Source organism: Kitasatospora sp. CM 4170, from assembly GCF_032110285.1.
Taxonomy (GTDB): Bacteria; Actinomycetota; Actinomycetes; order Streptomycetales; family Streptomycetaceae; genus Kitasatospora; species Kitasatospora aburaviensis.
Genome location: NZ_CP134877.1, coordinates 3,220,402 through 3,241,007 on the forward strand (window position 1 = coordinate 3,220,402; position 20,606 = coordinate 3,241,007).

Below are 20,606 nucleotides of genomic sequence, written 5' to 3' on the forward strand. Positions count from 1 at the left end.
TGGTGCGGGGTCATGCAGGTGGTGCGGGGTCACGCCCGGGGCGCGAGCGGTGCCGGCGGAAGCCCCGGCACCCGGCAGAGCCTCAGCCGCGGACCTCCGCCGCAGAGCCTCCACCGCGGAGCCTCAACCGCAGAGGCAGGCCGAGAGCAGTTCGGCGAAGCTGACGTCCTCCCGCGCCACCCCGAACACCTCGGCGCGCAGCAGCACCCGCTCCGCCCACGCCCGGTGCGGCTTGGCCTCGTTCATCTTGTTGGTGTACGCCGAGCGCAGCACGCCACCGCCGCCGCGCTCCTGGTCGAGGATGTCCCGGGCGTCGCAGTACTCCTCGTGCGTGACCACCGAGAGCGCGTGCACGGCGGGGACGTGGCTGGGGTGGATGCAGGTCTTGCCGAGCAGGCCGTTGGCCCGGTCCAGCTCGAACTCGCGGATCAGGCCGTCCAGGTCGTGCTCGATGATCCGCTGCCGGACCGCCTCCCCGGAGGGCTCGGCCTCGGCGAACGGGGTGCGGCGCAGCTGGGGCTTGAACATCCGCTCCTGGACCGGGAAGTACTCCCAGACCGGTCCGGTGACGGTGAACCCGGTGCCGTCGGCGCGGCCGAGCACGTTCACCACGTCCCCGATCACCGCCGCGACGAGGGCGACGTCGTACGCCGTCAGGTCGGGCGAGCGGCGCAGGCCGTACGCCGAGCAGAGGTCGGTCACGCCGAGCCGGACGGCGAGGACGCGCTCGCGATATTTGTCGAGCAGCCGGGCGATGCCGAAGAGCTGCTCACGGCGGGTCTCCAGGTGCGCCAGCTCGGGGGACTCCAGCACCGGCATCGCGAACAGCCGCCGCCCGGTGGCCGCCTCGGCGGCGGCCAGTGCCTCCAGGTACTCCGCGCCGCTCTCGTCGGTGAACTTGGGGAACACGAACCCGGTCAGCAGCCCGATCGCGGGGCCGAGCCGCTCGGCGAGGTCGGTGATCTGGGCGGCGGCACGCACTCTAATGAAGAGGAGGGGCAGATCCTGTGTGCAACTGGTGGAGGTTTCGACCTCCACGGCGCCCGCGTTCGGCCGCGCGCCCCCACCCTCCGCAACCGCCCCCTCGAACGTCCCCCCCGCTTCCCCGAACGCCGCTCCCGCCCCTGCCCCCGCTCCCGCCGTCTCCTCGAAGAGTGCGCCGAGCTGCGCGACCAGGTTGGCCTCGGCGCCGGTGACCTCGTGGTCGGCGATCGAGTCCTCCAGGCAGAGCACCATCGAAACGACGCCGCGGGCCGCCTGCTTGCGGATGTCCGCCCTCAGGCTCGGTCGGGTGGCCGGGCTGTACAGGGTGGCGCCGAGCGCGGTCGCGAGGACGGCCGCGCCGCTCTCCGGGGAGAAGTCGCGGGGCGGTTCGAGGAAGAGCCGGCCGCGTACGTCGTCGGCGAGGTGGCCGAAATGGCGCAAGGTGCTCTCCTCAGGGGTTGCGGCCGCCTCTGCGGCGGGGTTCTGGGTGTGCGAAGGGCTCGTCGGACGGGCGGCGGGGGCTCGACGGAGGCTCGGGGTGCGGAGGCGCTGGGACCGGGCACGGGGCTGGCGGCAGGGCGGGCGGGGCCGGATCGGGGGCGCCGGTTCGGGCGCGGGTCCGGTGCGGCATCGGGCGGGCGGCGGGTGAGGTGTCGTGGTGCTGGACGCGGAACGGGACCGTCGGATCCCGCTCCGCACGAGCGGGTCCTCCGAAGGGTCAACCGACTCGCCGGGCGCGATGGTTCCCGGGCATGCGCTGCTGCCACCCCCCTGCCGGAGCCTTGCCGGAGCCTTGCCGGACCCTCCCGGGGGCCTCTGGCCGCCCATCGTACGGACGACTTCCGGTCGAATGCGGTTCCGAAACATCGAATTCTCGGAAGATTACCCTCCGCTTCACAAAGCGCAAGTGTTGGCAAAGTCCCCCCGGTTCGCCACCTTCGGTCACGTTGTCCGAAGGGGTGGCGAACAGGCAGGATGGTCGGCTATGACGCACGTGATGGCCAAGGGCGCCAACATCGCACTGCCGGTCGCGGCGGTCCGCGCCGTGCTGCGCTGGAGCGCCACGCCCGGTGCGCCGGACGTGGACGCTTCCGCGCTGCTGCTCGGCGCCGACGGCAGGGTCCGTTCGGATGCCGACTTCGTCTTCTACAACCAGCCGCGGCACCCCTCCGGCCTGGTCCGCCACCTGCCCAAGCAGCAGACCGCCGGCGGCGCCGAGATCGCCGACACCGTCGAGGCCGAGCTCGGCAAGCTGCCGCTCGACGTCGACCGGGTGGTGCTGGCGGGCTCCTCCGAGGGCGGTTCGTTCCGCTCGGTGACCGGCCTGCGGGTCCTGCTCTACGACGCCGCCGGCGGCGAGGGCGCGCCCGCGCTCGCCGAGTTCGCCATGCCGGAGGCCGACGACGTGACCGCGCTGGTCGCGGGCGAGCTCTACCGCCGGGCCGGGGTGTGGAAGTTCCGGGCCGTGGGCCAGGGGTACGCCTCGGGCCTGATCGGCCTGGCCACCGACTTCGGCATCACCGTCGAGGACGAGGCCGGCGCCGGGGCGGCCGCCGGTTCCGCCGCTCCGGCCGCCCCGGCGGTGGACCCGCGCACCGCGCTGCCGGACCCCCGCCCCACCCCGCGCCCGGAGCCCGGCACCTACACCCTGGCCCCGGCCGTCCCGCTGCCCGCCGCGCCCCCGACGCCCGCGCCGCCCACCACCGCGCCGGCCACGGGCGGCGTCCCCGCCAACACTCCCCCGCCGCCGACCGCGCCGCCCACGCTGCCGCCCGCCCCACCGGCGCCCCCGAACACCCGGCCGGGGTACGGCTACCCACAGCCGCAGCCGCAGCACGCCCAGCAGCAGGGCGGCTACGGCTACCCCCATCAGCAGCCCCAGCAGCCTCCGCAACAGGGCGGCTACGGCTACCCGCAGCCGGCGGCACCGAACCACCCTTACCCGCAGCCGCAGCACGCCCAGCAGCAGGGCGGCTACGGCTACCCGCACCAGCAGCCCCAGCAGCCTCCGCAGCAGGGCGGCGGCTACGGCTACCCCCAGCCCAACACCGCGCCGCCGCAGTCGCAGCACCAGCCCCCGCAGCAGCAGGGACAGCAGCAGGGACAGGGGCAGGCTGGCGCCGAGGAGTTCGCGCTGCCGCCGCAGGGCCCGCAGTTCCAGCCCCGCTGAGCCGCCCGGCCGCCGGAGGACCGCCGCCACGCCGCCGGAGGACCCACCGGCGGCCGGCCGGTCAGCTGCTCTTGTACCCGCGCTGCCACTGCATCCCGAAGCCGTACAGCCGGTCGATGTCCGCCTGGAACCCGTTCACGTACCGCACCTCGCGGCGCACCGTGAGCGTGTTGTCCCCGGTGTTCTCGATCAGCACCACGGCGCAGGAGCGCGCGGCGTGGGCCCGCTCCTCCAGCTTGATCTCGATCCGCGGACCGGTCTGCGGCACGATCGTCACCACCGCGTTGGCCTGCTCGAACGCCGGGGTGCCGTCGTAGATGTAGACGAAGATCAGCAGCCGCTTGAACTGGTCCTTCTTCTCCAGGTTGACGTACATCGTCTCACCGGACGGCGCCCCGTACTGGTCGTCCCCGCTCAGCTTGACGTAGGGCGCACGCTGCAGGTCGCCGAAGTAGCCGCCGAGCGGCTGGACGACGCCGCGGCTGCCGTCGGCCAGTTCGTACATGCAGGCCAGGTCGAGGTCCACGTTCACCTGGGCGTGCTGGGCGTCCGGCTCCATCGGGCTGAGGATGCGCGGGTTGAAGAACCGCCGCAGCGCGTCCCGGCCGGACGCGCGCGGGGCCCCTATCCGGGTGGTCCAGTGCAGATTGACGTAGAGGTAGCCGGTGGTGGCCGCGGCCCCGGTGATCGCGTGCTGCGGGGTGGACTTGGTGAGCGTGACCTTGTACTGCCCGCCCGGGTCGAGCGTGTTCCGCTCCCCGCGCAGGTACTCCCAAATCGAGGCCATCCCAGTCCTCCCCCAGGGGCCGCCAGGCGGTCTGACGGTCCGCCGTTCCATGATCGGGCATCACCGCGCCCGCCGGGTAACGAACTCCCTACCCACCCCGACACCCGGGACACCGCCGAGCGGCGCCGACGGCCGCGGCAGGGTACCTCCACCCCCACCGGCGCGTCGATTGGCGGGCCGAAGCTCCCCTCCCGTAACATGCCGCCCCCTCGGACGCGATATCGTCTTGCCGCACAGGTGTCCCGCCCGCCCCCGTCCAGGGGTGCGGAGGCGCACCGGCAGCAGCGACGCGCCGTCAGGCCCCGGTCCGGGGACGGGTCTTGTCCTCTCGTGTCGCACTGTGACCTGTCCCCTGCGGAAACCCGAGGCCCGACCCGCAATGAACCTGACCTCCATACAGCTGGTCTGGACCGTCATCGGCGGCGCAGCCCTGCTGTTCACCGCCATCCTGGTGGCGACGCTGCGCTTCAAGAACGGCAGCAAGACCGAGGAGCCCGGCGACTCCTGGGAGCGCAGCGAGGAGCGCCGCCGGCGCAAGGAGATGATCTACGGGATCTCCTCCTACGTCCTGCTGTTCTGCTGCGCCGGCGTCGCGGCCGCGCTGTCGTTCCACGGCCTGGTGGGCTTCGGCAAGGAGAACCTCGGCCTCTCCAACGGCTGGGAGTACCTCGTCCCGTTCGGTCTGGACGGCGCCGCGATGTTCTGCTCGGTGCTCGCCGTGCGCGAGGCCAGCCACGGTGACGCGGCGCTCGGCTCGCGCCTGCTGGTCTGGGTGTTCGCGATCGCCTCGGCCTGGTTCAACTGGGTGCACGCCCCGCGCGGCGTGTCGCACGACGGCGCGCCGCAGTTCTTCTCCGGCATGTCGATCTCGGCCGCGATCCTGTTCGACCGCGCACTGAAGCAGACCCGCAAGGCCGCGCTGCGCGAGCAGGGCCTGGTCCCGCGCCCGCTGCCGCAGATCCGGATCGTGCGCTGGATGCGCGCCCCCCGCGAGACCTACGCCGCCTGGTCGCTGATGCTGCTGGAGAACGTCCGCAGCCTGGACGAGGCCGTCGAGGAGGTGCGCGAGGAGCGCCAGGCGAAGCTGGACGCCAAGATGCGCGCCCGGACCGCCGACCGCCGCGAGCGCGCCGAGCTCAAGGCGATCGCCCGCCAGGGCGGCATGCTCGCCCGGGCCCGCGGCGGCCGCCAGGTGCCCGCCCTCACCGCCGCCGGAGACGGCCCGAGCGCTACGGAGCCTGCCCTAGCCGCCGGAGCGGACGCCACGACCTCCCAGAACGCCACCTCCTCGCTGGAGCCGGCCCCGCGCAGCGCCCTGGAGGCCGGCCGCCGCCCGCGGGCCGCCGTCGGCACCTCGTTCGGCTCCTCCGCCCTCGGCTCGTCCTCGTTCGACTCGTCCGCCCTCGGCTCGTCCTCGTTCGGGACCTCCGAGGAGCCCTCCTACCGCAGCAGCTCGTCGTCCTCGTCCTACCGCAGCTCGACCGTCGACCTGACGGCCGACGACGACACCCTGTCGATGCCCAAGCTGGACTCGCTGGAGCGCAAGCTGCGCGCCATCGAGCAGCAGCTCGGCTGACCGCACCCCGGCACTCCGAACACCGGCACCCGGAACACCGGCACCGCCCCCGGCACCCCACCGCCGGACCAGCGGACCACCGGACCGCCGGACCGGCGGACCACCGGACCGCCGGAACACCCCGGAACGCCGAACGGCCCGCCCCCTCTCGCCGGGGGGCGGGCCGTTCGTGTCTGCGCCGGGGCGCCTACTTGCTGGAGCTCACCAACTCCTGCTCCTCGCCGTCGCCGCCCTCGGCGGCCGCGCGGCGGTTGCGCAGGATGGACGAGCCGAGGGCCAGACCGATGAACGCGACGCCGATCAGGCCGGTGACGATCTCCGGGATGTGGTACTCGATGCCGACCATCAGGATCACCGCGAGCGCACCGATCGCGTAGTGCGCGCCGTGCTCCAGGTACACGTAGTCGTCCAGGGTGCCCTTGCGGACCAGGAAGACGGTCAGCGAACGGATGTACATCGCGCCGATGCCGAGACCCAGGGTGATCTGGAAGATGTCGCTGGAGATGGCGAACGCGCCGACCACGCCGTCGAAGGAGAACGACGCGTCCAGGACCTCCAGGTACATGAAGAGGAAGAACGCGGCCTTGCCGCCCACCTGGACGATGGACTTCCCGGCCTTCTCGGCCTCCTCCTCCTTCTCGGCCTCCTCCTCAAGGCCCGCCTCGAAGATCGAGGCGAGTCCGTTCACGGAGAGGTAGGTGACCAGGCCGAGCACACCGGCCAGCAGCACCGTCTCGGCGTGCTCACCGGCGAAGAAGTTCGACGCCAGGAGCAGGGTGACCAGCGCGACGACCGTCGAGAAGGCCTCCAGCTTGCCGACCTTCTCCAGCGGCCGCTCGATCCAGGCCAGCCAGTTGTAGTCCTTCTCCTCGAAGATGAAGTCGAGGAAGATCATCAGCAGGAAGACGCCGCCGAAGGCCGCGATGGCCGGGTTGGCCGCCTCCAGGTACTGGGCGTACGTCATGCCCTCGTACGTCTTGTCCGAGTGCAGCGCCAGGTCGACGACGGTGGCCGGGTTGAGGTGGGCGGTGAGGCCGACGACCAGCAGCGGGAAGATGAGCCGCATGCCGAAGACGGCGATCAGCACACCGACGGTGAGGAAGATCTTCTGCCAGTACGGGTTCATCCGCTTCAACACCGTGGCGTTGACCACCGCGTTGTCGAACGACAGGGAGATCTCCAGGATGGAGAGGATCAGCACAATGCCGAATCCCTCGGCTCCCCAGAGCAGGCCGGCTGTGATCAGCCCGATGACGGTGATCGCGAATGACCAGCCGAATGTGCGGAGGAACACGGGACTTGGTTACCTTTCGAGTTCATGGCACCGAACACGACGTCTGCGTGTTTCGAGCCTTTACTGTACGTTTACGCCGAAATCCAGGGCAATGCCGCGCAGGCCCGAGGCGTAACCCTGGCCCACCGCGCGGAACTTCCACTCGCCCGCGTATCGGTACAGCTCGCCGAAGATCATCGCGGTCTCGCTGGAGGCGTCCTCGGTCAGGTCGTAGCGCGCGATCTCCTGACCGTCCAGGGAGTTGACCACCCGGATGTAGGCGTTGCGCACCTGGCCGAAGTTCTGCAGCCGCGACTCGGCGTCGTAGATCGACACCGGGAACACGACCTTGTCCACCTGCGGCGGGACGAGGTCCAGGTTGACCAGCACGACCTCGTCGTCGCCCTCGCCGTCACCGGTGAGGTTGTCGCCCTGGTGCTCGACCGAGCCCTCGGGGCTCTTCAGGTTGTTGTAGAAGACGAAGTACTCGTCGCCGAGCACCCGCCCTCCCGAGCAGAGCAGCGCGCTGGCGTCGAGGTCGAACGGCGCACCGGTGGTCGAGCGGGCGTCCCAGCCGAGACCGACCTGCACCTGCGTCAGGTTCGGCGCGGCCTTGGTCAGCGAGACGTTTCCACCCTTGGCGAGCGTGACACTCATGGCTGTCCTTCCTCCCTTTTCCTCCCGGGGCGCGTCTCAGGTCTATTCCCCCGCGGCCCCGTCCGGCCTCGTCCGGCCGGCTGAACTTCCTGAACTCCTATCCTTCCAGTGCGCCGGGACAGCACGAAGCCGGGGCGGCCACGGACGCGTCACGTCCGCGGCCGCCCCGGCCCGCTGGTACTGCCTCAGGCCCGCCGGGCCCCGTCCGCGACTCAGACGTTGACGCCGAAGTCCTGGGCGATGCCGCGCAGGCCGGAGGCGTAGCCCTGGCCGATGGCACGGAACTTCCACTCGGCGCCGTTGCGGTACAGCTCGCCGAAGACCATCGCGGTCTCGGTCGAGGCGTCCTCGGAGAGGTCGTACCGGGCCAGCTCCTTGTTGTCGGCCTGGTTGACCACGCGGATGAACGCGTTGCGGACCTGGCCGAAGTTCTGGGACCGGTTCTCGGCGTCGTAGATCGACACCGGGAAGACGATCTTGGCCACGTCGGCCGGCACGGTGGCCAGGTTGACCTTGATCTGCTCGTCGTCGCCCTCGCCCTCACCGGTGAGGTTGTCGCCGGTGTGCTCGACCGAGCCGTCGGGGCTCTTCAGGTTGTTGAAGAAGACGAAGTTGCCGTCCGTGCCGACCTTGCCCTGGTCGTTGCAGAGCAGGGCGCTGGCGTCCAGGTCGAAGTCCGTGCCGGTGGTGGTACGGACGTCCCAGCCAAGGCCGACGACCACGGCGGTCAGGCCGGGGGCCTCCTTGGTGAGCGAGACATTGCCGCCCTTGCTCAGGCTGACACCCACTTGTCCTCCAAGAATCGGGAGGCACGCCCGGTGCCCCCGTAGTGCGGTTCAAGGCGTCGGAGGCGGTTGCCCCCGGGCCTCTGACCAGCCAACGGACCGATCGTAGTGCCGGGTTCCCGTCCTGGGCAGGGAACGGGCCCGGCGTGGCTGTTCGAATCTTGCCGAGGCCGGGCCCGCGGGGTCACGCACGGTCGTACACGGAGGTGTGCGCGGGGTCGCACGGAGGGGTCGTGCGCGGGGCGACGAGCGCCCCCGGATGCGTCAGAGCGCGCCGACGACCTTCAGGTACTCCTGCTCGTCGCGGGCGTCCGGCAGGTCGTTCACGACGCTCCAGCGGACCACGCCGGCCTTGTCGATCACGAAGGTGCCGCGGACGGCGCAGCCCTTCTCCTCGTTGAAGACGCCGTAGGCGCGGGAGACCTCGCCGTGCGGCCAGAAGTCGGAGAGCAGCGGGAAGTCCAGGCCCTCCTGGTCGGCGAAGACGCGCTGGGTGAAGGGCGAGTCGTTGGAGACGCCGAGCACCTGCACCTCGTCGTTCTGCAGACGGGGCAGCTCCTTCTGGATCGCGCAGACCTCGCCGGTGCAGACACCGGTGAACGAGAACGGGTAGAAGACCAGGACGACGTTCTTCTCGCCCCGGAAGTCGGAGAGCTTGACCAGCTCGCCGTGCTGGTTCTTCAGCTCGAAGTCCGGAGCCTCGGTACCGATCTCGATGGCCATGGTGGGACCTTTCTGACGCGACGGGGCCGCGCGGCGGGCGCGACGAGCGCCATCCTCGCATTCGTCGGCGCCGGTTCGGCCGGACGGGTGAGGGCGCCGGCGCCCGGAACGGCCGTTTTCGCCCTGGGCGAACGCCGCCCCCGGCAGGGGCTCCAGCCCGGGCGCCGAAACGGCCGGGCCCCGCTGGAGGAAGCTCCAGCGGGGCCCGGTCCGACGGCGTCAGGGGGTGCTCAGCGCTTGCCGCCCTTGGTGGCCGCCTTGGTCGCCAGGCGGGTCGCGGCCCAGTCCTTGGCGACGGCGATCGAGCTGGTCTGCGAGAGGCCGGCGGTACGGGCCGCATCGGCGATTTCCGAGGCCTCGATGTGGCCGTCACGGCCGGTCTTGGGCGTCAGCAGCCAGATCAGGCCGCCCTCGGCCAGGTATTCCAGGGCGTCGACGAGGGAGTCGGTCAGATCCCCGTCGTCGTCGCGGTGCCACAGCAGGACGGCGTCGGCGACGTCGTCGTAGTCCTCGTCGACGAGATCCGTCCCGGTGATCTCCTCGATGCCCTCGCGGAGTTCCTGGTCAGTGTCTTCGTCGTACCCCAGCTCCTGGATGATCTGGTCCTTCTCGAAACCGAGACGGTGCGCCGGGTTGGACTTGTCCGCGGGATCCGCGGTCGCGCTCACGGGAATAACCTCCAGTATTCGGCTCGGCATCCATGCCGAGGCTGTGGCCGTAGTCCACACGGGCGCGGCGGTTCGCGCAAGTACCCGACCCCCGATCCCCTCCAAAGGTTGACGTGTCGCACCGGGACACGCCGTGGGAGGTGTCGCGAATCACACCGATTTGCCCTTCTCTGCGTAGGACAAGGATGCTTCGGGTGGTCCCGGTCCGCAGGCCGTACGCGTGCCCGAGATGCGAACGGCATTCGGGGTCCGCGCGTGCGCGGGCGTAGAGTCTCCTGTTGGCCCTCACCCCGACCGCCCGCCATCGGACGGCCGGGCAACCAGGTCGGACCACCTCTTTTCGTAACACCCGGTGGTGCGCGGCGCCGGCAACAGCGCCCGCTCCGCACACCGCCAGACCGTACCGCCCACCAGGCGGAACGGTTACCGATCGGTAGAGATGACGGATCTCCGAGCGCGGTAGCACGATGGAGGCGGCGCGACACACCTAAGTTTCGACCGACAGTGAAGGAACAGCGTGGCTTCCGGATCCGATCGCAACCCGATCATCATTGGCGGCCTTCCGAGTCAGGTCCCGGACTTCGATCCCGAGGAGACCGCGGAATGGCTGGAGTCGCTTGACGCGGCCATCGACGAGCGGGGGCGCGAGCGTGCCCGCTACCTGATGCTCCGCCTGATCGAGCGCGCCCGCGAGAAGCGTGTCGCCGTGCCCGAGATGCGCAGCACGGACTACGTCAACACCATCGCCACCAAGGACGAGCCCTTCTTCCCCGGCAACGAGGAGATCGAGCGCAAGGTCCTCAACGCGACCCGCTGGAACGCGGCCGTCATGGTCTCGCGCGCCCAGCGCCCGGGCATCGGCGTGGGTGGCCACATCGCCACCTTCGCGTCCTCGGCGTCGCTCTACGACGTCGGCTTCAACTACTTCTTCCGCGGCAAGGACGCCGAGGGCGAGTCGGGCGACCAGATCTTCTTCCAGGGTCACGCCTCCCCCGGCATCTACGCCCGCGCCTTCCTCCTGGACCGACTCACCGAGCAGCAGCTCGACGCCTTCCGCCAGGAGAAGTCGAAGTTCCCGTACGGCCTCTCCAGCTACCCGCACCCGCGGCTGATGCCGGACTTCTGGGAGTTCCCGACCGTCTCGATGGGCCTCGGCCCGCTCGGCGCGATCTACCAGGCCCGGATGAACCGCTACCTGGAGCACCGGGGCATCAAGGACACCTCCGACTCGCAGGTCTACGCCTTCCTCGGCGACGGCGAGATGGACGAGCCGGAGTCGCTCGGCCAGCTGTCGCTCGCCGCGCGCGAGGGCCTGGACAACCTGACCTTCGTGGTCAACTGCAACCTGCAGCGCCTCGACGGCCCGGTCCGCGGCAACGGCAAGATCATCCAGGAGCTGGAGTCCCAGTTCCGGGGCGCCGGCTGGAACGTGATCAAGCTGATCTGGGACCGCAGCTGGGACCCGCTGCTCGCGCAGGACCGCGACGGCGTCCTGGTGAACAAGCTGAACACCACGGTGGACGGCCAGTTCCAGACCTACGCGACCGAGACCGGCTCGTACATCCGCGAGCACTTCTTCGGCGGCGACCTGCGGCTGCGCAAGATGGTCGAGAACATGACCGACCAGCAGATCCAGCACCTGGGTCGCGGCGGCCACGACCACGCCAAGATCTACGCGGCGTTCAAGGCGGCCCGCGAGCACAAGGGCCAGCCGACGGTCATCCTCGCCCAGACGGTCAAGGGCTGGACCCTCGGCCCGAACTTCGAGGGCCGCAACGCGACCCACCAGATGAAGAAGCTGACGGTCGAGGACCTCAAGCGCTTCCGCGACCGCCTGCACCTGCCGATCACGGACAAGCAGCTCGAAGAGGGCTACCCGCCCTACTACCACCCGGGCCGCAACTCCGAAGAGATCCAGTACATGCACGACCGCCGCCAGGAGCTGGGCGGCTACGTGCCGACCCGCAAGGTGCGGCCGCGCAAGCTGGAGCTGCCGGGCGACGACGCGTACAAGGCGGTCAAGAAGGGCTCCGGCAACCAGACCATCGCCACCACCATGGCGTTCGTCCGGCTGCTCAAGGACCTCATGCGCGACAAGGGCATCGGCAACCGCTTCGTGCCGATCGCCCCGGACGAGTACCGCACCTTCGGCATGGACTCGCTGTTCCCGTCGGCGAAGATCTACAACCCGCTCGGCCAGACCTACGAGTCGGTCGACCGCGAGCTGCTGCTGGCGTACAAGGAGTCCCCGACCGGCCAGATGCTGCACGACGGCATCTCGGAGGCGGGCTGCACCGCCTCGCTGATCGCCGCGGGTTCGTCCTACGCCACCCACGGCGAGCCGCTGATCCCGGTGTACGTCTTCTACTCGATGTTCGGGTTCCAGCGCACCGGTGACCAGTTCTGGCAGATGGCCGACCAGCTGGCCCGCGGCTTCGTGCTCGGCGCCACCGCCGGCCGGACCACGCTGACCGGCGAGGGCCTGCAGCACGCCGACGGCCACTCGCACCTGCTGGCCTCGACCAACCCCGGCGTCGTCGCGTACGACCCGGCGTACGGCTTCGAGATCGCGCACATCGTCCAGGACGGTCTGCGGCGGATGTACGGCTCCAGCGAGCAGCACCCGCACGGCGAGGACGTGTTCTACTACCTCACCGTCTACAACGAGCCGATCAAGATGCCGGCCGAGCCGGAGAACGTCGACGTCGAGGGCATCCTCAAGGGTCTGCACCGGTACGCGCCCGGCACCGCCGGCCAGATCCCGGCCCAGATCCTCGCCTCCGGCGTGGCGGTGCCGTGGGCCCTGGAGGCCCAGCGCATCCTCGCCGAGGAGTGGAACGTCAAGGCCGACGTCTGGTCCGCGACCTCCTGGAACGAGCTGCGCCGCGACGCGGTGGAGGCCGAGGAGTTCAACCTGCTGCACCCCGAGGAGCAGGAGCGCGTCCCGTACGTGACCCAGAAGCTCCAGGGCGCCGAGGGCCCGTTCGTCGCCGTGTCCGACTGGATGCGCGCGGTGCCGGACCAGATCTCGCGCTGGGTGCCGGGCCAGTACCAGTCGCTGGGCGCCGACGGCTTCGGCTTCGCCGACACCCGCGGTGCGGCCCGTCGCTACTTCCACATCGACGCGCAGTCGGTCGTCCTGGCGGTGCTCACCGAGCTCGCCAAGCAGGGCAAGATCGACCGCAGCGCCCTGAAGGACGCGATCGACCGCTACCAGCTGCTGGACGTGGCGGCCGCCGACCCGGGCGCCGCGGGCGGCGACGCCTGATCGGCCGCTAGGCACCGAGGGGCCGGACCTCCACCACGGAGGTCCGGCCCCTCGCCGTTCCCGGAGCCCCCCGGGCGGGTCCGTCCGGCGAGCGCGGACGGCGAGCGCGGACGGCCGCGGCCCCGGACCCTGCCGGGTCCGGGGCCGCGGTCGTGGCGCCCTGGGTCAGATGTGGACGGCCGGGCCCGCGTCGGTGCTGCCGCGGCGGGTCAGGAGGCCGAGCAGGGCCGCTCCGAAGGCCACCACGGAGGCGACCGCGAAGGCGAGCGACATGCCGCTGACGAAGGAGTCGTGGACGGCGGAGGCCATCGCGTCGACCGCCTGCTGCGGGGTGCCGGCCGGGGCCGGCGGGGCGATGCCGAGCTGGGCGGCCTGGTTGAGGCCCTCGGCATGAGCGCCCTCGACCGGCGGCAGACCGGCCTTGGCCCAGTTGCCCGGCAGCACGTCGGTGACCTTGGCGGCCATCAGCGCGCCGAGCACGGCGGTGCCCAGGCTGCCGCCGACCTGCATCGCGGCCTGCTGGACGCCGCCGGCCACGCCGGACAGCTCCAGCGGGGCATTGCCGACGATGACCTCGGTGGCACCGACGATGACCGGGCTGATGCCCAGGCCCATCAGCACGAACCAGAGCGACATCACCCCCGTACCGGAGCCGGTGTCCAGGGTGGACATGCCGAACATCGCGACGGTGGTGAGCAGCATGCCGGTCACGATGGGGATGCGCGGGCCGAGCTTGCCGATGGCCACACCGGCCAGCGGCGAACCGACGATCATCATGCCGGTCATCGGGAGCAGGTGGACACCGGCCTCGACCGGCGACATCCCGTGCACGTTCTGCAGGTAGAAGGTCACGAAGAAGATCGCGCCGAAGAACGAGAAGGCCATCAGCACCATCAGCAGGGTGCCGGCCGACAGCGGCACCGAGCGGAACAGGCTGAGCGGGATCAGCGGCTCGCGGGCCACCCGCTGCCAGAGCGCGAAGGCCGTCATCAGGACCACCGCGCCGCCGAGGAAGAGCAGCGTGGAGACGTCGCCCCAGCCCCACTCCGGCGCCTTGATGATGCCGAAGACCAGCGCGAACATCGCCGCCGAGAGCAGCGCGATGCCGGGGAGGTCGAAGGACTTGGCCGCGTTCTCGGCCCGGACGTCCTTGAGGACCCAGATGCCGAGGGCGAGGGCGATCAGGCCGACCGGGATGTTGATGAAGAACACCGACTCCCAGCTGACGTGCTCGACCAGGAGACCGCCGACGATCGGCCCGGCCGCGGTGGAGGCGCCGATCACGCCGCCCCAGATGCCGATGGCCATGTTGAGCTTCTCCACCGGGAACGCCCCGCGCAGCAGGCCGAGCGCGGCCGGCTGGAGCAGCGCCCCGAACAGGCCCTGGAGGACCCGGAAGGCGATCACCATCTGGATGTTGCCGGCGAAGCCGATCGCCGCCGAGGTGGCGGCGAAGCCGACCGCGCCGACCAGGAAGGTGGACTTGTGGCCGAACCGGTCGCCGATCTTGCCCGCGGTGATCAGGAAGACCGCGAGGGCCAGCAGGTAGCCGCTGGTCACCCACTGGATCTCGGAGGGCGCGGCGTGCAGCTTCTCCTGGATCACCGGGTTGGCGATCGCGACGATCGTGCCGTCCAGGGCGACCATCATCACGCCGACGGCGACGGTCAGCAGGGTCAGCCAGGGGTGCCCCTGGAGGCTTCTCCCGGGCGGGGTCTTGCGCTGCGGCGGGACGTCCGCCTGGGCGCTCTTGACGACGGACTGGCTCATCTGGGGCTCTCCGGGGCGAGGCGGCGGACAGGCGTGGGCGTGGCGCCCCGGCCCACCCGTCCCCACGAGTTACCCGGCCTGCGGGCGCCACCCGGGAAGATTATGTCAGTGACTGCCATTCGGCAAACACTGACTTCTGGCCCGAACTGACATTTGTCAGGACGCTACAGTGGTGCTCCTGCACCCCACCCGCACCACCGCCCGGAGGGCCCCGCCATGGCCGCTCAGCTCCCGCCCGCCGCCACTGCACCCGCCGCCGGCGGCACCGGCCCCGGCCTGCGCGAGCGCAAGAAGCAGCGGACCAGGGCGGCGCTGATCGAGGCCGCCCACCGGCTCTTCCTCAGCCAGGGCTTCGCACAGACGACCGTCGACGAGATCGCCTCCGCCGTCGACGTCTCACAGCGCACCTTCTTCCGCTACTTCGCGAACAAGGACGAGGTCGCCCTCGCCGTCCTGGCCATCGCGGAGGACTACTTCATCGACCGGCTGCGCCGGCGCCCCGCCGAGGAGAACCCGCTGCAGGCCATGCGCGCGGCGATCGTCGAGTCCTGGCGCGATCTCGGCGCCGAGCACCGGACCGGCCCCGGCTCGGTCACCAGTGCGCTGGAGCTGCTCCAGATCATCGAGGACACCCCCACCCTTCTCGCCGCCCACCTGCGCCGGGCCGCCGAGCAGGAGCGGGTGGTGGCCCGGCTGATCGCGGCCCGCGAGGGGCTCGACCCGGCCGAGGACCTGCGCCCCACCGTGATCGCGGCCGTCTTCGGCAGCGTGCTGCGCGCCGCCCACCTGTCCTGGAACGCCGACCAGGAGGAGTCCGGCCCGGAGGGCATGATCGCCCTGATCGGGCGTTACTTCGACCAGCTGGGGCCCGCCCTGGCCGGCGACTGGCGGCACCCGGCCTGACCGGTGCGCCGCGCCCGGACCGCCCCCGACGCCCCCGCGCGGCGCAGGGCCGGTCCGGACCCGGCCTGAACAGCCGCCCACCGGGCGGGGGATGACGGGGTGTGGGCCCCGGGGCCGTCACGAGGACGGACCCGGGGCCCACACCCCGTTCGCCTGCGACACGCACCCTCCGAAGCGATGCATCCGCATGCGAACCACCACTGTCTGTGATGTCCTGTGACGGTCGGCAACCACCCGGTGCCCCTGTGCCCGCCCACGGCCCGTTCGCCCGTGACCCCGCCGGCCCCTCCCGACGTCCCCCCTCCGAGGAGCCCCATGTCCCTGCCCACACCGCGGCCGCGGCGCCGGCCGCGGTCCTCCCGACGGCTGTCCGCCGTCGCCACCGCCGCCGTCGTCGCACTCACCGCCGGCACCCTGCTGGCCGCCATCACCCCCGCCACCGCGTTGGTCCGCACCCACGGCGGCGACGACACCGCCCCGCACGTCACCGCCCCGCGCGTGCTGGCCGAACTGCGGGACGACGAGGTGGCGGCGCTCGGCCCGGAGCACGCCGAGGAGCACGCCCGCATGCGGGCGGCCGTCCGCGGCATCGGCGACTACCCGCAGACCACCCGGGTCAACCGGCTGAACGCGCTGACGGACTCCCAGACCCGCACCAACGCCGGCTTCGACCCCACCGTCTTCGGCGCGTTCAAGGAGTACTTCCCCTCGCCCGACTTCGGCGACCACATCGCCCTGCTGCCGACCGGCAAGGTGCTGGTGTTCTCGTTCGAGCGGATCGAGAGCAACCCCGAGAAGGAGCCCGCCCCCACCCAGACCACCGGCAAGGAGAACGCCGGCCGCGCCTACCTCTGGGACCCGGCCAAGGGCTTCGGCGCGGACGCCTTCACCAAGGTCACCCCGCCGGTGGTCGACATGCCGGACGGCCTCAACCAGCCGCGCCCGGCGCCGTTCTTCTGCGCCGGGCACTCCTTCCTGCCCAACGGCATGCTCGGCGTCTTCGGCGGCAACCTCGGCGGCAACGGGGGCACCGGCGCCAAGCTCTCGCTGATCTTCGACCCGTGGACCGAGACCTGGACGCGGAACCCCGACATGTCGGTCGGCCGCTGGTACCCGTCCGTGGTGACCGGCGCCGACGGCCGGCAGCTGATCATGTCCGGCCAGTCCGAGCTCGGCTGGGGCACCCCGACCCCCGTGGTCGAGCGCTTCCCCGCCAAGGGCTACGACGTCCCGCAGACCAAGACCCAGGTCCCCAGGAACACCCCGGTCGACCGGTTCAAGGCGGACGCCCCGTTCAGCCTGGACTACCCGCACCTGTTCTCGCTGCGCGACGGCAACGTCTACGGCTTCGGCCGCCAGGCCGGCGAGCAGTGGCTCTTCGACCCGGTCGCCGAGACCCGCAGCGACCTCACCGCCCGCCCGGACGGCCACAAGCGCAACTACGGGTCGGCCGTCATGCTGCCCGGCGGCGTCAACGGCCCGGACTCCGCGCTGATCCTCGGCGGCGACCGCGACAACCCGAGCACCCTGCGCTTCTCGAACGGCAACTGGACGGCCGAGAAGTCCCGCGCGTTCGGCCGCACCCAGGACGACACCCTACTGATGCCCGACGGCACGCTGATGACCGTCAACGGCGCCTACGACATCCGCGACTACGGCAACGGCCCGTACAACCCGAACGCCGACCTGAAGTACCGGCAGACCGAGCTGCGCGACGCCCAGGGCAACTGGAAGCTCGGCCCGGTCCAGCGGCTGCCCCGCGGCTACCACTCCAACGCCGTGGTCCTGCCCGACGGCCGCGTCATGGTGACCGGTGACGAGCTCCAGCAGCTCGCCAACGACCCGGACATCAACGACGACATGAACGGCACCATCGAGATCTACGAGCCGGCCTACCTGCACCAGAACAACCGCCCCTCGCTGGACCGGGCGCCCACCGGCGCGATCGGCTACGACAAGAAGTTCCTGGTCACCACGAGCACCCCGGAGCGCGCCGCCAAGGCCGTCCTGCTCGCACCGACCACCTCCACCCACTCGGTCAACACCAGCCAGCGCCACCTGGAACTGCGGCTCAGCAGCCGGGCCGGCAACCGGCTGGAGTTCCAGGCCCCGCCGGACGCCAAGGCCGCGCCCCCCGGCTGGTACATGCTCTTCCTGCTCAACGACCAGGGCGTGCCCAGCGTCGCGCAGTGGGTGCAGCTCAGCTCCTCGGCCTGATCCCCCCGAACCCCCACCCGGAGGAAACCCCATGGCAACGGATCTGAGACTGCGCGAGAGCGACGAGATCCAGGGCGACGTCATCGCCGGCTTCAAGAAGGACCACGTGACCCTGCTGTTCCTCAAGTTCGAGGACACGATCAGGGCCCGGAACTGGCTGCGGGACCTCGCCCCGCAGATCGCCACCACCCGGCAGGTCGCCGCGTTCAACGAGGCGTTCAGCGAGGCCCGCAGAGCGTCCGGCGGTGACGATCCCAAGTCGCTCAAGGCAACCTGGCTCGGCGTCAGCTTCACCTACGAGGGCATGAAGATGCTCTCCGACAAGGACCCGTTCGAGCAGGACCCGAATCCCGGCACCGGCCCGGGGGCGTTCAAGGAAGGCTCGGCCAAGCGGGCCGGCGCGCTCGGCGACACCGGGGACAACTCCCCGGAGCGCTGGAAGTTCGGCAACGGCAAGAACCAGCCCGTGCACGCGGTGCTGACGATCGCCTCGGACACCGTGGAAGGCCTGAACAACGCCCTCACCACCCAGCGCAACGCGGCCACCGACGCCAAGATCGTCATCATCTTCCAGCAGAACGCCGAACACATGGGCGGCGCCCGCAAGGGCAAGGAGCACTTCGGCTTCAAGGACGGCATCAGCGAACCCGGTGTCAGGTTCTTCGACCGGCCGAGCCCGACCACGGACGACGAGGTCGACGGCCATCCCGGCACCCGCATCATCCCGGCCGGCGAGTTCGTGGTCGGCGAGGAGGTCGCCGCCGGCAGCTTCACCGACTACCCCGAGTGGGCGAAGAACGGCTCCTTCCAGGTGGTCCGCCGGCTGGCCCAGGACGTCCCCAGCTGGTGGGCTCAGGTCTCCGTCAGACTGGGCGAGCTGAAGCAGGCCAAGGCGGTGCCGGAGACCGCCACCGTCGACTGGCTGGCCGCCCGGCTGGTCGGCCGCTGGCGCTCCGGCGCGCCGGTCTGCAAGCACCAGATCCAGGACCCGACGGGTGACCCGAACGCGGCGTCGGACAACGACTTCGACTTCCGCGAAGACCCCGACGGGCTCGTCACCCCGGTCTTCTCGCACCTGCGCAAGACCAGCCCGCGGGGTGGCCTGCGGCCCGGCCCGAACACGGACCCGATCCCGGCGCACTTCCTCGACGGCCGGCGGATCATGCGCCGCGGCGCGCCCTACGGGCAGCCGTTCGACCCGACCTCGGGAGCCCCCGGCAGCGGCGCCGACGAAGAGCGCGGGCTGCTCTTCGTCTCCTACCAGGCGGACATCGCCCGGCAGTTCGAGTTCATCCAGGTGGACTGGATCGACGAGCCCACGTTCCCGCCCGGGCCCAACAATCCGCCCCCCGCGGAGGAGGAGCCCGGCCAGGACCCGGTGATCGCCCAGGCGGATGTCCACTACAAGAGCCAGGACCCGGGCGGCGCGGTCAAGCACACCCCGCTGAGCTTCCGACAGTTCGTCCGGACCGAGGGCTCGGTCTACGCCTTCTCGCCATCGATCAGCACCCTCACCGCACTCTCCGAGGGGCGCCTCGTCCCGCTGGCCGGCCAGCAAGCCGGCCAGCAGCTCCCGCAGCCGGGCGGCAAGGGGTACCCCTGCGACACCTTCCTCCCCGTGCCCGACCAGCAGCGCAAGGGCGGCCAGAGCCAGTACTGGGTCTGCCACAACGGCCTCTACCGGAAGATCTCGGTGGCCGACGGCTTCAGGTCCGCCGACGGGCTGGTCAAGGGCGACAGTGCGTACGCCACCCGGCCCTCGCTCAAGGGCGTCGGCCGGATCGACTGCGTGCTGCCGATCCCCGACCAACAGGGCCCCGACGGCAAGAGCTGGTACTGGCTGTTCCACAGCACCGGCGGCAAGCAGGTCTACCGAACCGTCTCGATCGCCGGCGGCACCAAGCACACCGACGTGAAGGAGCGCGACGACCGGGACCTCACCGCCTGGCCCTCGCTCCAGGGCGTCGAGCGGGTGGACTGCTTCCTGCCCGTGCCCGACCAGCAGCGGGTCAACGGCAAGAGCTGGTACTGGGTGTTCCACACCAGCGGCGGGCAGCAGCTCTACCGGCTGATCTCGATCGCCGACGGCAGCGCCCACACCGACGTCTGGGAGCGCGCGGACTGGGACCTCACCGCCTGGGCCTCGCTCAACGGGATCGGCAAGGTGGACTGCTTCCTCCCGGTGCCGGACCAGCAGCGGGTCGGGGGGCAAAGTCAGTACTGGGTGTTCCACGGTGAGAACTACCGCCGGATCGCCGTCTCCGACGGAGCCGGCCACCGGGACTTCCAGGTCCTCCGCGACCGCTCGTGCAACCTCTGGACCTCGCTCCAGTAGCCCGTCGTCCCCGGCACGCGCCCGGACCCGCGCGTGCCGGGGACTCCTTCTGGCCTACGCTGCCGCCATGGTGACGTTCGAGGAGTTCCTGGCGATGGCCCTCGCCCTGCCCGGGGCGGAGCAGCAGCCCACCTGGGAGATCGAGACCCTGCGGGTCCGCGCGAAGATCTTCGCGATGGGCTCGCCGGAGGGCGGGAGCGTCAGCGTGAAGGCCTCCAAGGAGGACCAGGCGGAGCTGCTCGCGGCCGAGCCCGAGGTCTTCGACTACCCCGCGTACGTCGGCCGGCACGGCTGGATCGGTGTCCGGCTCGACCGCGTCGACCCCGCTGAGCTGCGGGAGCTGCTCACCGAGGCCTGGCGGCGGACCGCCCCCAAACGGATGGTCCGAGAATTCGACGCCGGCACGAACGGGTGACGCCGCCCGGACACCCGCGGTTCATGTGATCCATCCCACAGTTTGGCGCGGCGCCGACAGTCCTCCGGACCCCTA

15 protein-coding genes are annotated in these 20,606 nt (G+C 71.1%); 7 read left to right on the forward strand and 8 right to left on the reverse strand.

Annotated features, from left to right (window positions below; genetic code table 11):
• Positions 1-123: 123 nt before the first annotated feature.
• Entirely contained in the window at positions 124-1,425 is a 1,302-nt protein-coding gene (locus RMN57_RS13380) for an HpcH/HpaI aldolase/citrate lyase family protein (protein WP_313763636.1), read from the reverse strand.
• 544 nt (positions 1,426-1,969) lie between these two features.
• Between RMN57_RS13380 and RMN57_RS13385 the strand changes: the two genes are divergently transcribed.
• The gene (locus RMN57_RS13385) at positions 1,970-3,154 is read left to right on the forward strand and encodes a TerD family protein (protein WP_313763637.1); all 1,185 of its coding nucleotides are present in this window, start codon (positions 1,970-1,972) and stop codon (positions 3,152-3,154) included.
• Between the two features lie 61 nt (positions 3,155-3,215).
• On the opposite strand, the gene RMN57_RS13390 is transcribed toward RMN57_RS13385, so the two are convergent.
• Positions 3,216-3,941 carry a Tellurium resistance gene (locus RMN57_RS13390; protein WP_313763638.1) on the reverse strand — a complete coding sequence of 242 codons (726 nt, stop codon included), beginning with the start codon at positions 3,939-3,941 and terminating at the stop codon, positions 3,216-3,218.
• A 379-nt stretch (positions 3,942-4,320) separates the two neighbouring features.
• Here RMN57_RS13390 and RMN57_RS13395 point away from each other — a divergent pair, with 379 nt between their 5' ends.
• Complete coding sequence (locus RMN57_RS13395) at positions 4,321-5,517, forward strand: DUF2637 domain-containing protein (protein WP_313763639.1); 1,197 nt, start codon at positions 4,321-4,323, stop codon at positions 5,515-5,517.
• Between the two features lie 187 nt (positions 5,518-5,704).
• On the opposite strand, the gene RMN57_RS13400 is transcribed toward RMN57_RS13395, so the two are convergent.
• The 5 genes from RMN57_RS13400 to RMN57_RS13420 all read right to left on the reverse strand — a co-directional run bounded on the left by RMN57_RS13400 (position 5,705) and on the right by RMN57_RS13420 (position 9,623).
• Positions 5,705-6,811: a DUF475 domain-containing protein gene (locus tag RMN57_RS13400; protein WP_313763640.1), complete on the reverse strand. Its 1,107-nt coding sequence runs from the start codon at positions 6,809-6,811 to the stop codon at positions 5,705-5,707.
• Between the two features lie 60 nt (positions 6,812-6,871).
• On the reverse strand, positions 6,872-7,447 hold the full coding sequence (locus tag RMN57_RS13405; RefSeq protein WP_313763641.1) for a TerD family protein: 576 nt from the start codon (positions 7,445-7,447) through the stop codon (positions 6,872-6,874).
• Positions 7,448-7,659: 212 nt separating this feature from the next.
• On the reverse strand, positions 7,660-8,235 hold the full coding sequence (locus tag RMN57_RS13410) for a TerD family protein (protein WP_238740915.1): 576 nt from the start codon (positions 8,233-8,235) through the stop codon (positions 7,660-7,662).
• A gap of 261 nt (positions 8,236-8,496) precedes the next feature.
• Positions 8,497-8,955 (reverse strand): peroxiredoxin, encoded by a 459-nt coding sequence (locus RMN57_RS13415; protein ID WP_313763642.1) that lies wholly within the window; start codon positions 8,953-8,955, stop codon positions 8,497-8,499.
• A gap of 230 nt (positions 8,956-9,185) precedes the next feature.
• Positions 9,186-9,623, reverse strand: a complete 438-nt coding sequence (locus tag RMN57_RS13420) for a DUF3052 domain-containing protein (RefSeq protein ID WP_313763643.1) — start codon at positions 9,621-9,623, stop codon at positions 9,186-9,188.
• A gap of 517 nt (positions 9,624-10,140) precedes the next feature.
• Between RMN57_RS13420 and aceE the strand changes: the two genes are divergently transcribed.
• Positions 10,141-12,891, forward strand: coding sequence for a pyruvate dehydrogenase (acetyl-transferring), homodimeric type (gene aceE, locus RMN57_RS13425; protein WP_313763644.1), 2,751 nt, complete (start codon positions 10,141-10,143; stop codon positions 12,889-12,891).
• A 165-nt stretch (positions 12,892-13,056) separates the two neighbouring features.
• Here the strand turns inward: aceE and RMN57_RS13430 are convergent, their stop codons facing one another.
• The gene (locus RMN57_RS13430; protein ID WP_313763645.1) at positions 13,057-14,661 is read right to left on the reverse strand and encodes an MFS transporter; all 1,605 of its coding nucleotides are present in this window, start codon (positions 14,659-14,661) and stop codon (positions 13,057-13,059) included.
• 216 nt (positions 14,662-14,877) lie between these two features.
• Between RMN57_RS13430 and RMN57_RS13435 the strand changes: the two genes are divergently transcribed.
• The 4 genes from RMN57_RS13435 (at position 14,878) to RMN57_RS13450 (ending at position 20,531) form a co-directional block, all read left to right on the forward strand.
• Complete coding sequence (locus RMN57_RS13435) at positions 14,878-15,564, forward strand: TetR family transcriptional regulator (RefSeq protein WP_313763646.1); 687 nt, start codon at positions 14,878-14,880, stop codon at positions 15,562-15,564.
• A 315-nt stretch (positions 15,565-15,879) separates the two neighbouring features.
• A complete protein-coding gene (locus tag RMN57_RS13440) occupies positions 15,880-17,781 on the forward strand; it encodes a galactose oxidase-like domain-containing protein (RefSeq protein WP_313763647.1) in 1,902 nt (633 codons plus the stop codon).
• A gap of 31 nt (positions 17,782-17,812) precedes the next feature.
• Positions 17,813-20,116, forward strand: a complete 2,304-nt coding sequence (locus RMN57_RS13445) for a Dyp-type peroxidase (protein WP_313763648.1) — start codon at positions 17,813-17,815, stop codon at positions 20,114-20,116.
• 67 nt (positions 20,117-20,183) lie between these two features.
• Complete coding sequence (locus tag RMN57_RS13450) at positions 20,184-20,531, forward strand: MmcQ/YjbR family DNA-binding protein (protein WP_313763649.1); 348 nt, start codon at positions 20,184-20,186, stop codon at positions 20,529-20,531.
• Positions 20,532-20,606: the final 75 nt, after the last annotated feature.

What these genes read in the sequence shown, in the direction of transcription:
- RMN57_RS13415 (WP_313763642.1), bottom strand. Translation starts at nt 8,955, where the DNA reads ATGGCCATCGAGATCGGTACCGAGGCTCCGGACTTCGAGCTGAAGAAC.
- RMN57_RS13405 (WP_313763641.1), bottom strand. Translation starts at nt 7,447, where the DNA reads ATGAGTGTCACGCTCGCCAAGGGTGGAAACGTCTCGCTGACCAAGGCC.
- RMN57_RS13430 (WP_313763645.1), bottom strand. Translation starts at nt 14,661, where the DNA reads ATGAGCCAGTCCGTCGTCAAGAGCGCCCAGGCGGACGTCCCGCCGCAG.
- RMN57_RS13435 (WP_313763646.1), top strand. Translation starts at nt 14,878, where the DNA reads ATGGCCGCTCAGCTCCCGCCCGCCGCCACTGCACCCGCCGCCGGCGGC.
- RMN57_RS13395 (WP_313763639.1), top strand. Translation starts at nt 4,321, where the DNA reads ATGAACCTGACCTCCATACAGCTGGTCTGGACCGTCATCGGCGGCGCA.
- RMN57_RS13450 (WP_313763649.1), top strand. Translation starts at nt 20,184, where the DNA reads ATGGTGACGTTCGAGGAGTTCCTGGCGATGGCCCTCGCCCTGCCCGGG.
- RMN57_RS13445 (WP_313763648.1), top strand. Translation starts at nt 17,813, where the DNA reads ATGGCAACGGATCTGAGACTGCGCGAGAGCGACGAGATCCAGGGCGAC.
- RMN57_RS13390 (WP_313763638.1), bottom strand. Translation starts at nt 3,941, where the DNA reads ATGGCCTCGATTTGGGAGTACCTGCGCGGGGAGCGGAACACGCTCGAC.
- RMN57_RS13385 (WP_313763637.1), top strand. Translation starts at nt 1,970, where the DNA reads ATGACGCACGTGATGGCCAAGGGCGCCAACATCGCACTGCCGGTCGCG.
- RMN57_RS13440 (WP_313763647.1), top strand. Translation starts at nt 15,880, where the DNA reads ATGTCCCTGCCCACACCGCGGCCGCGGCGCCGGCCGCGGTCCTCCCGA.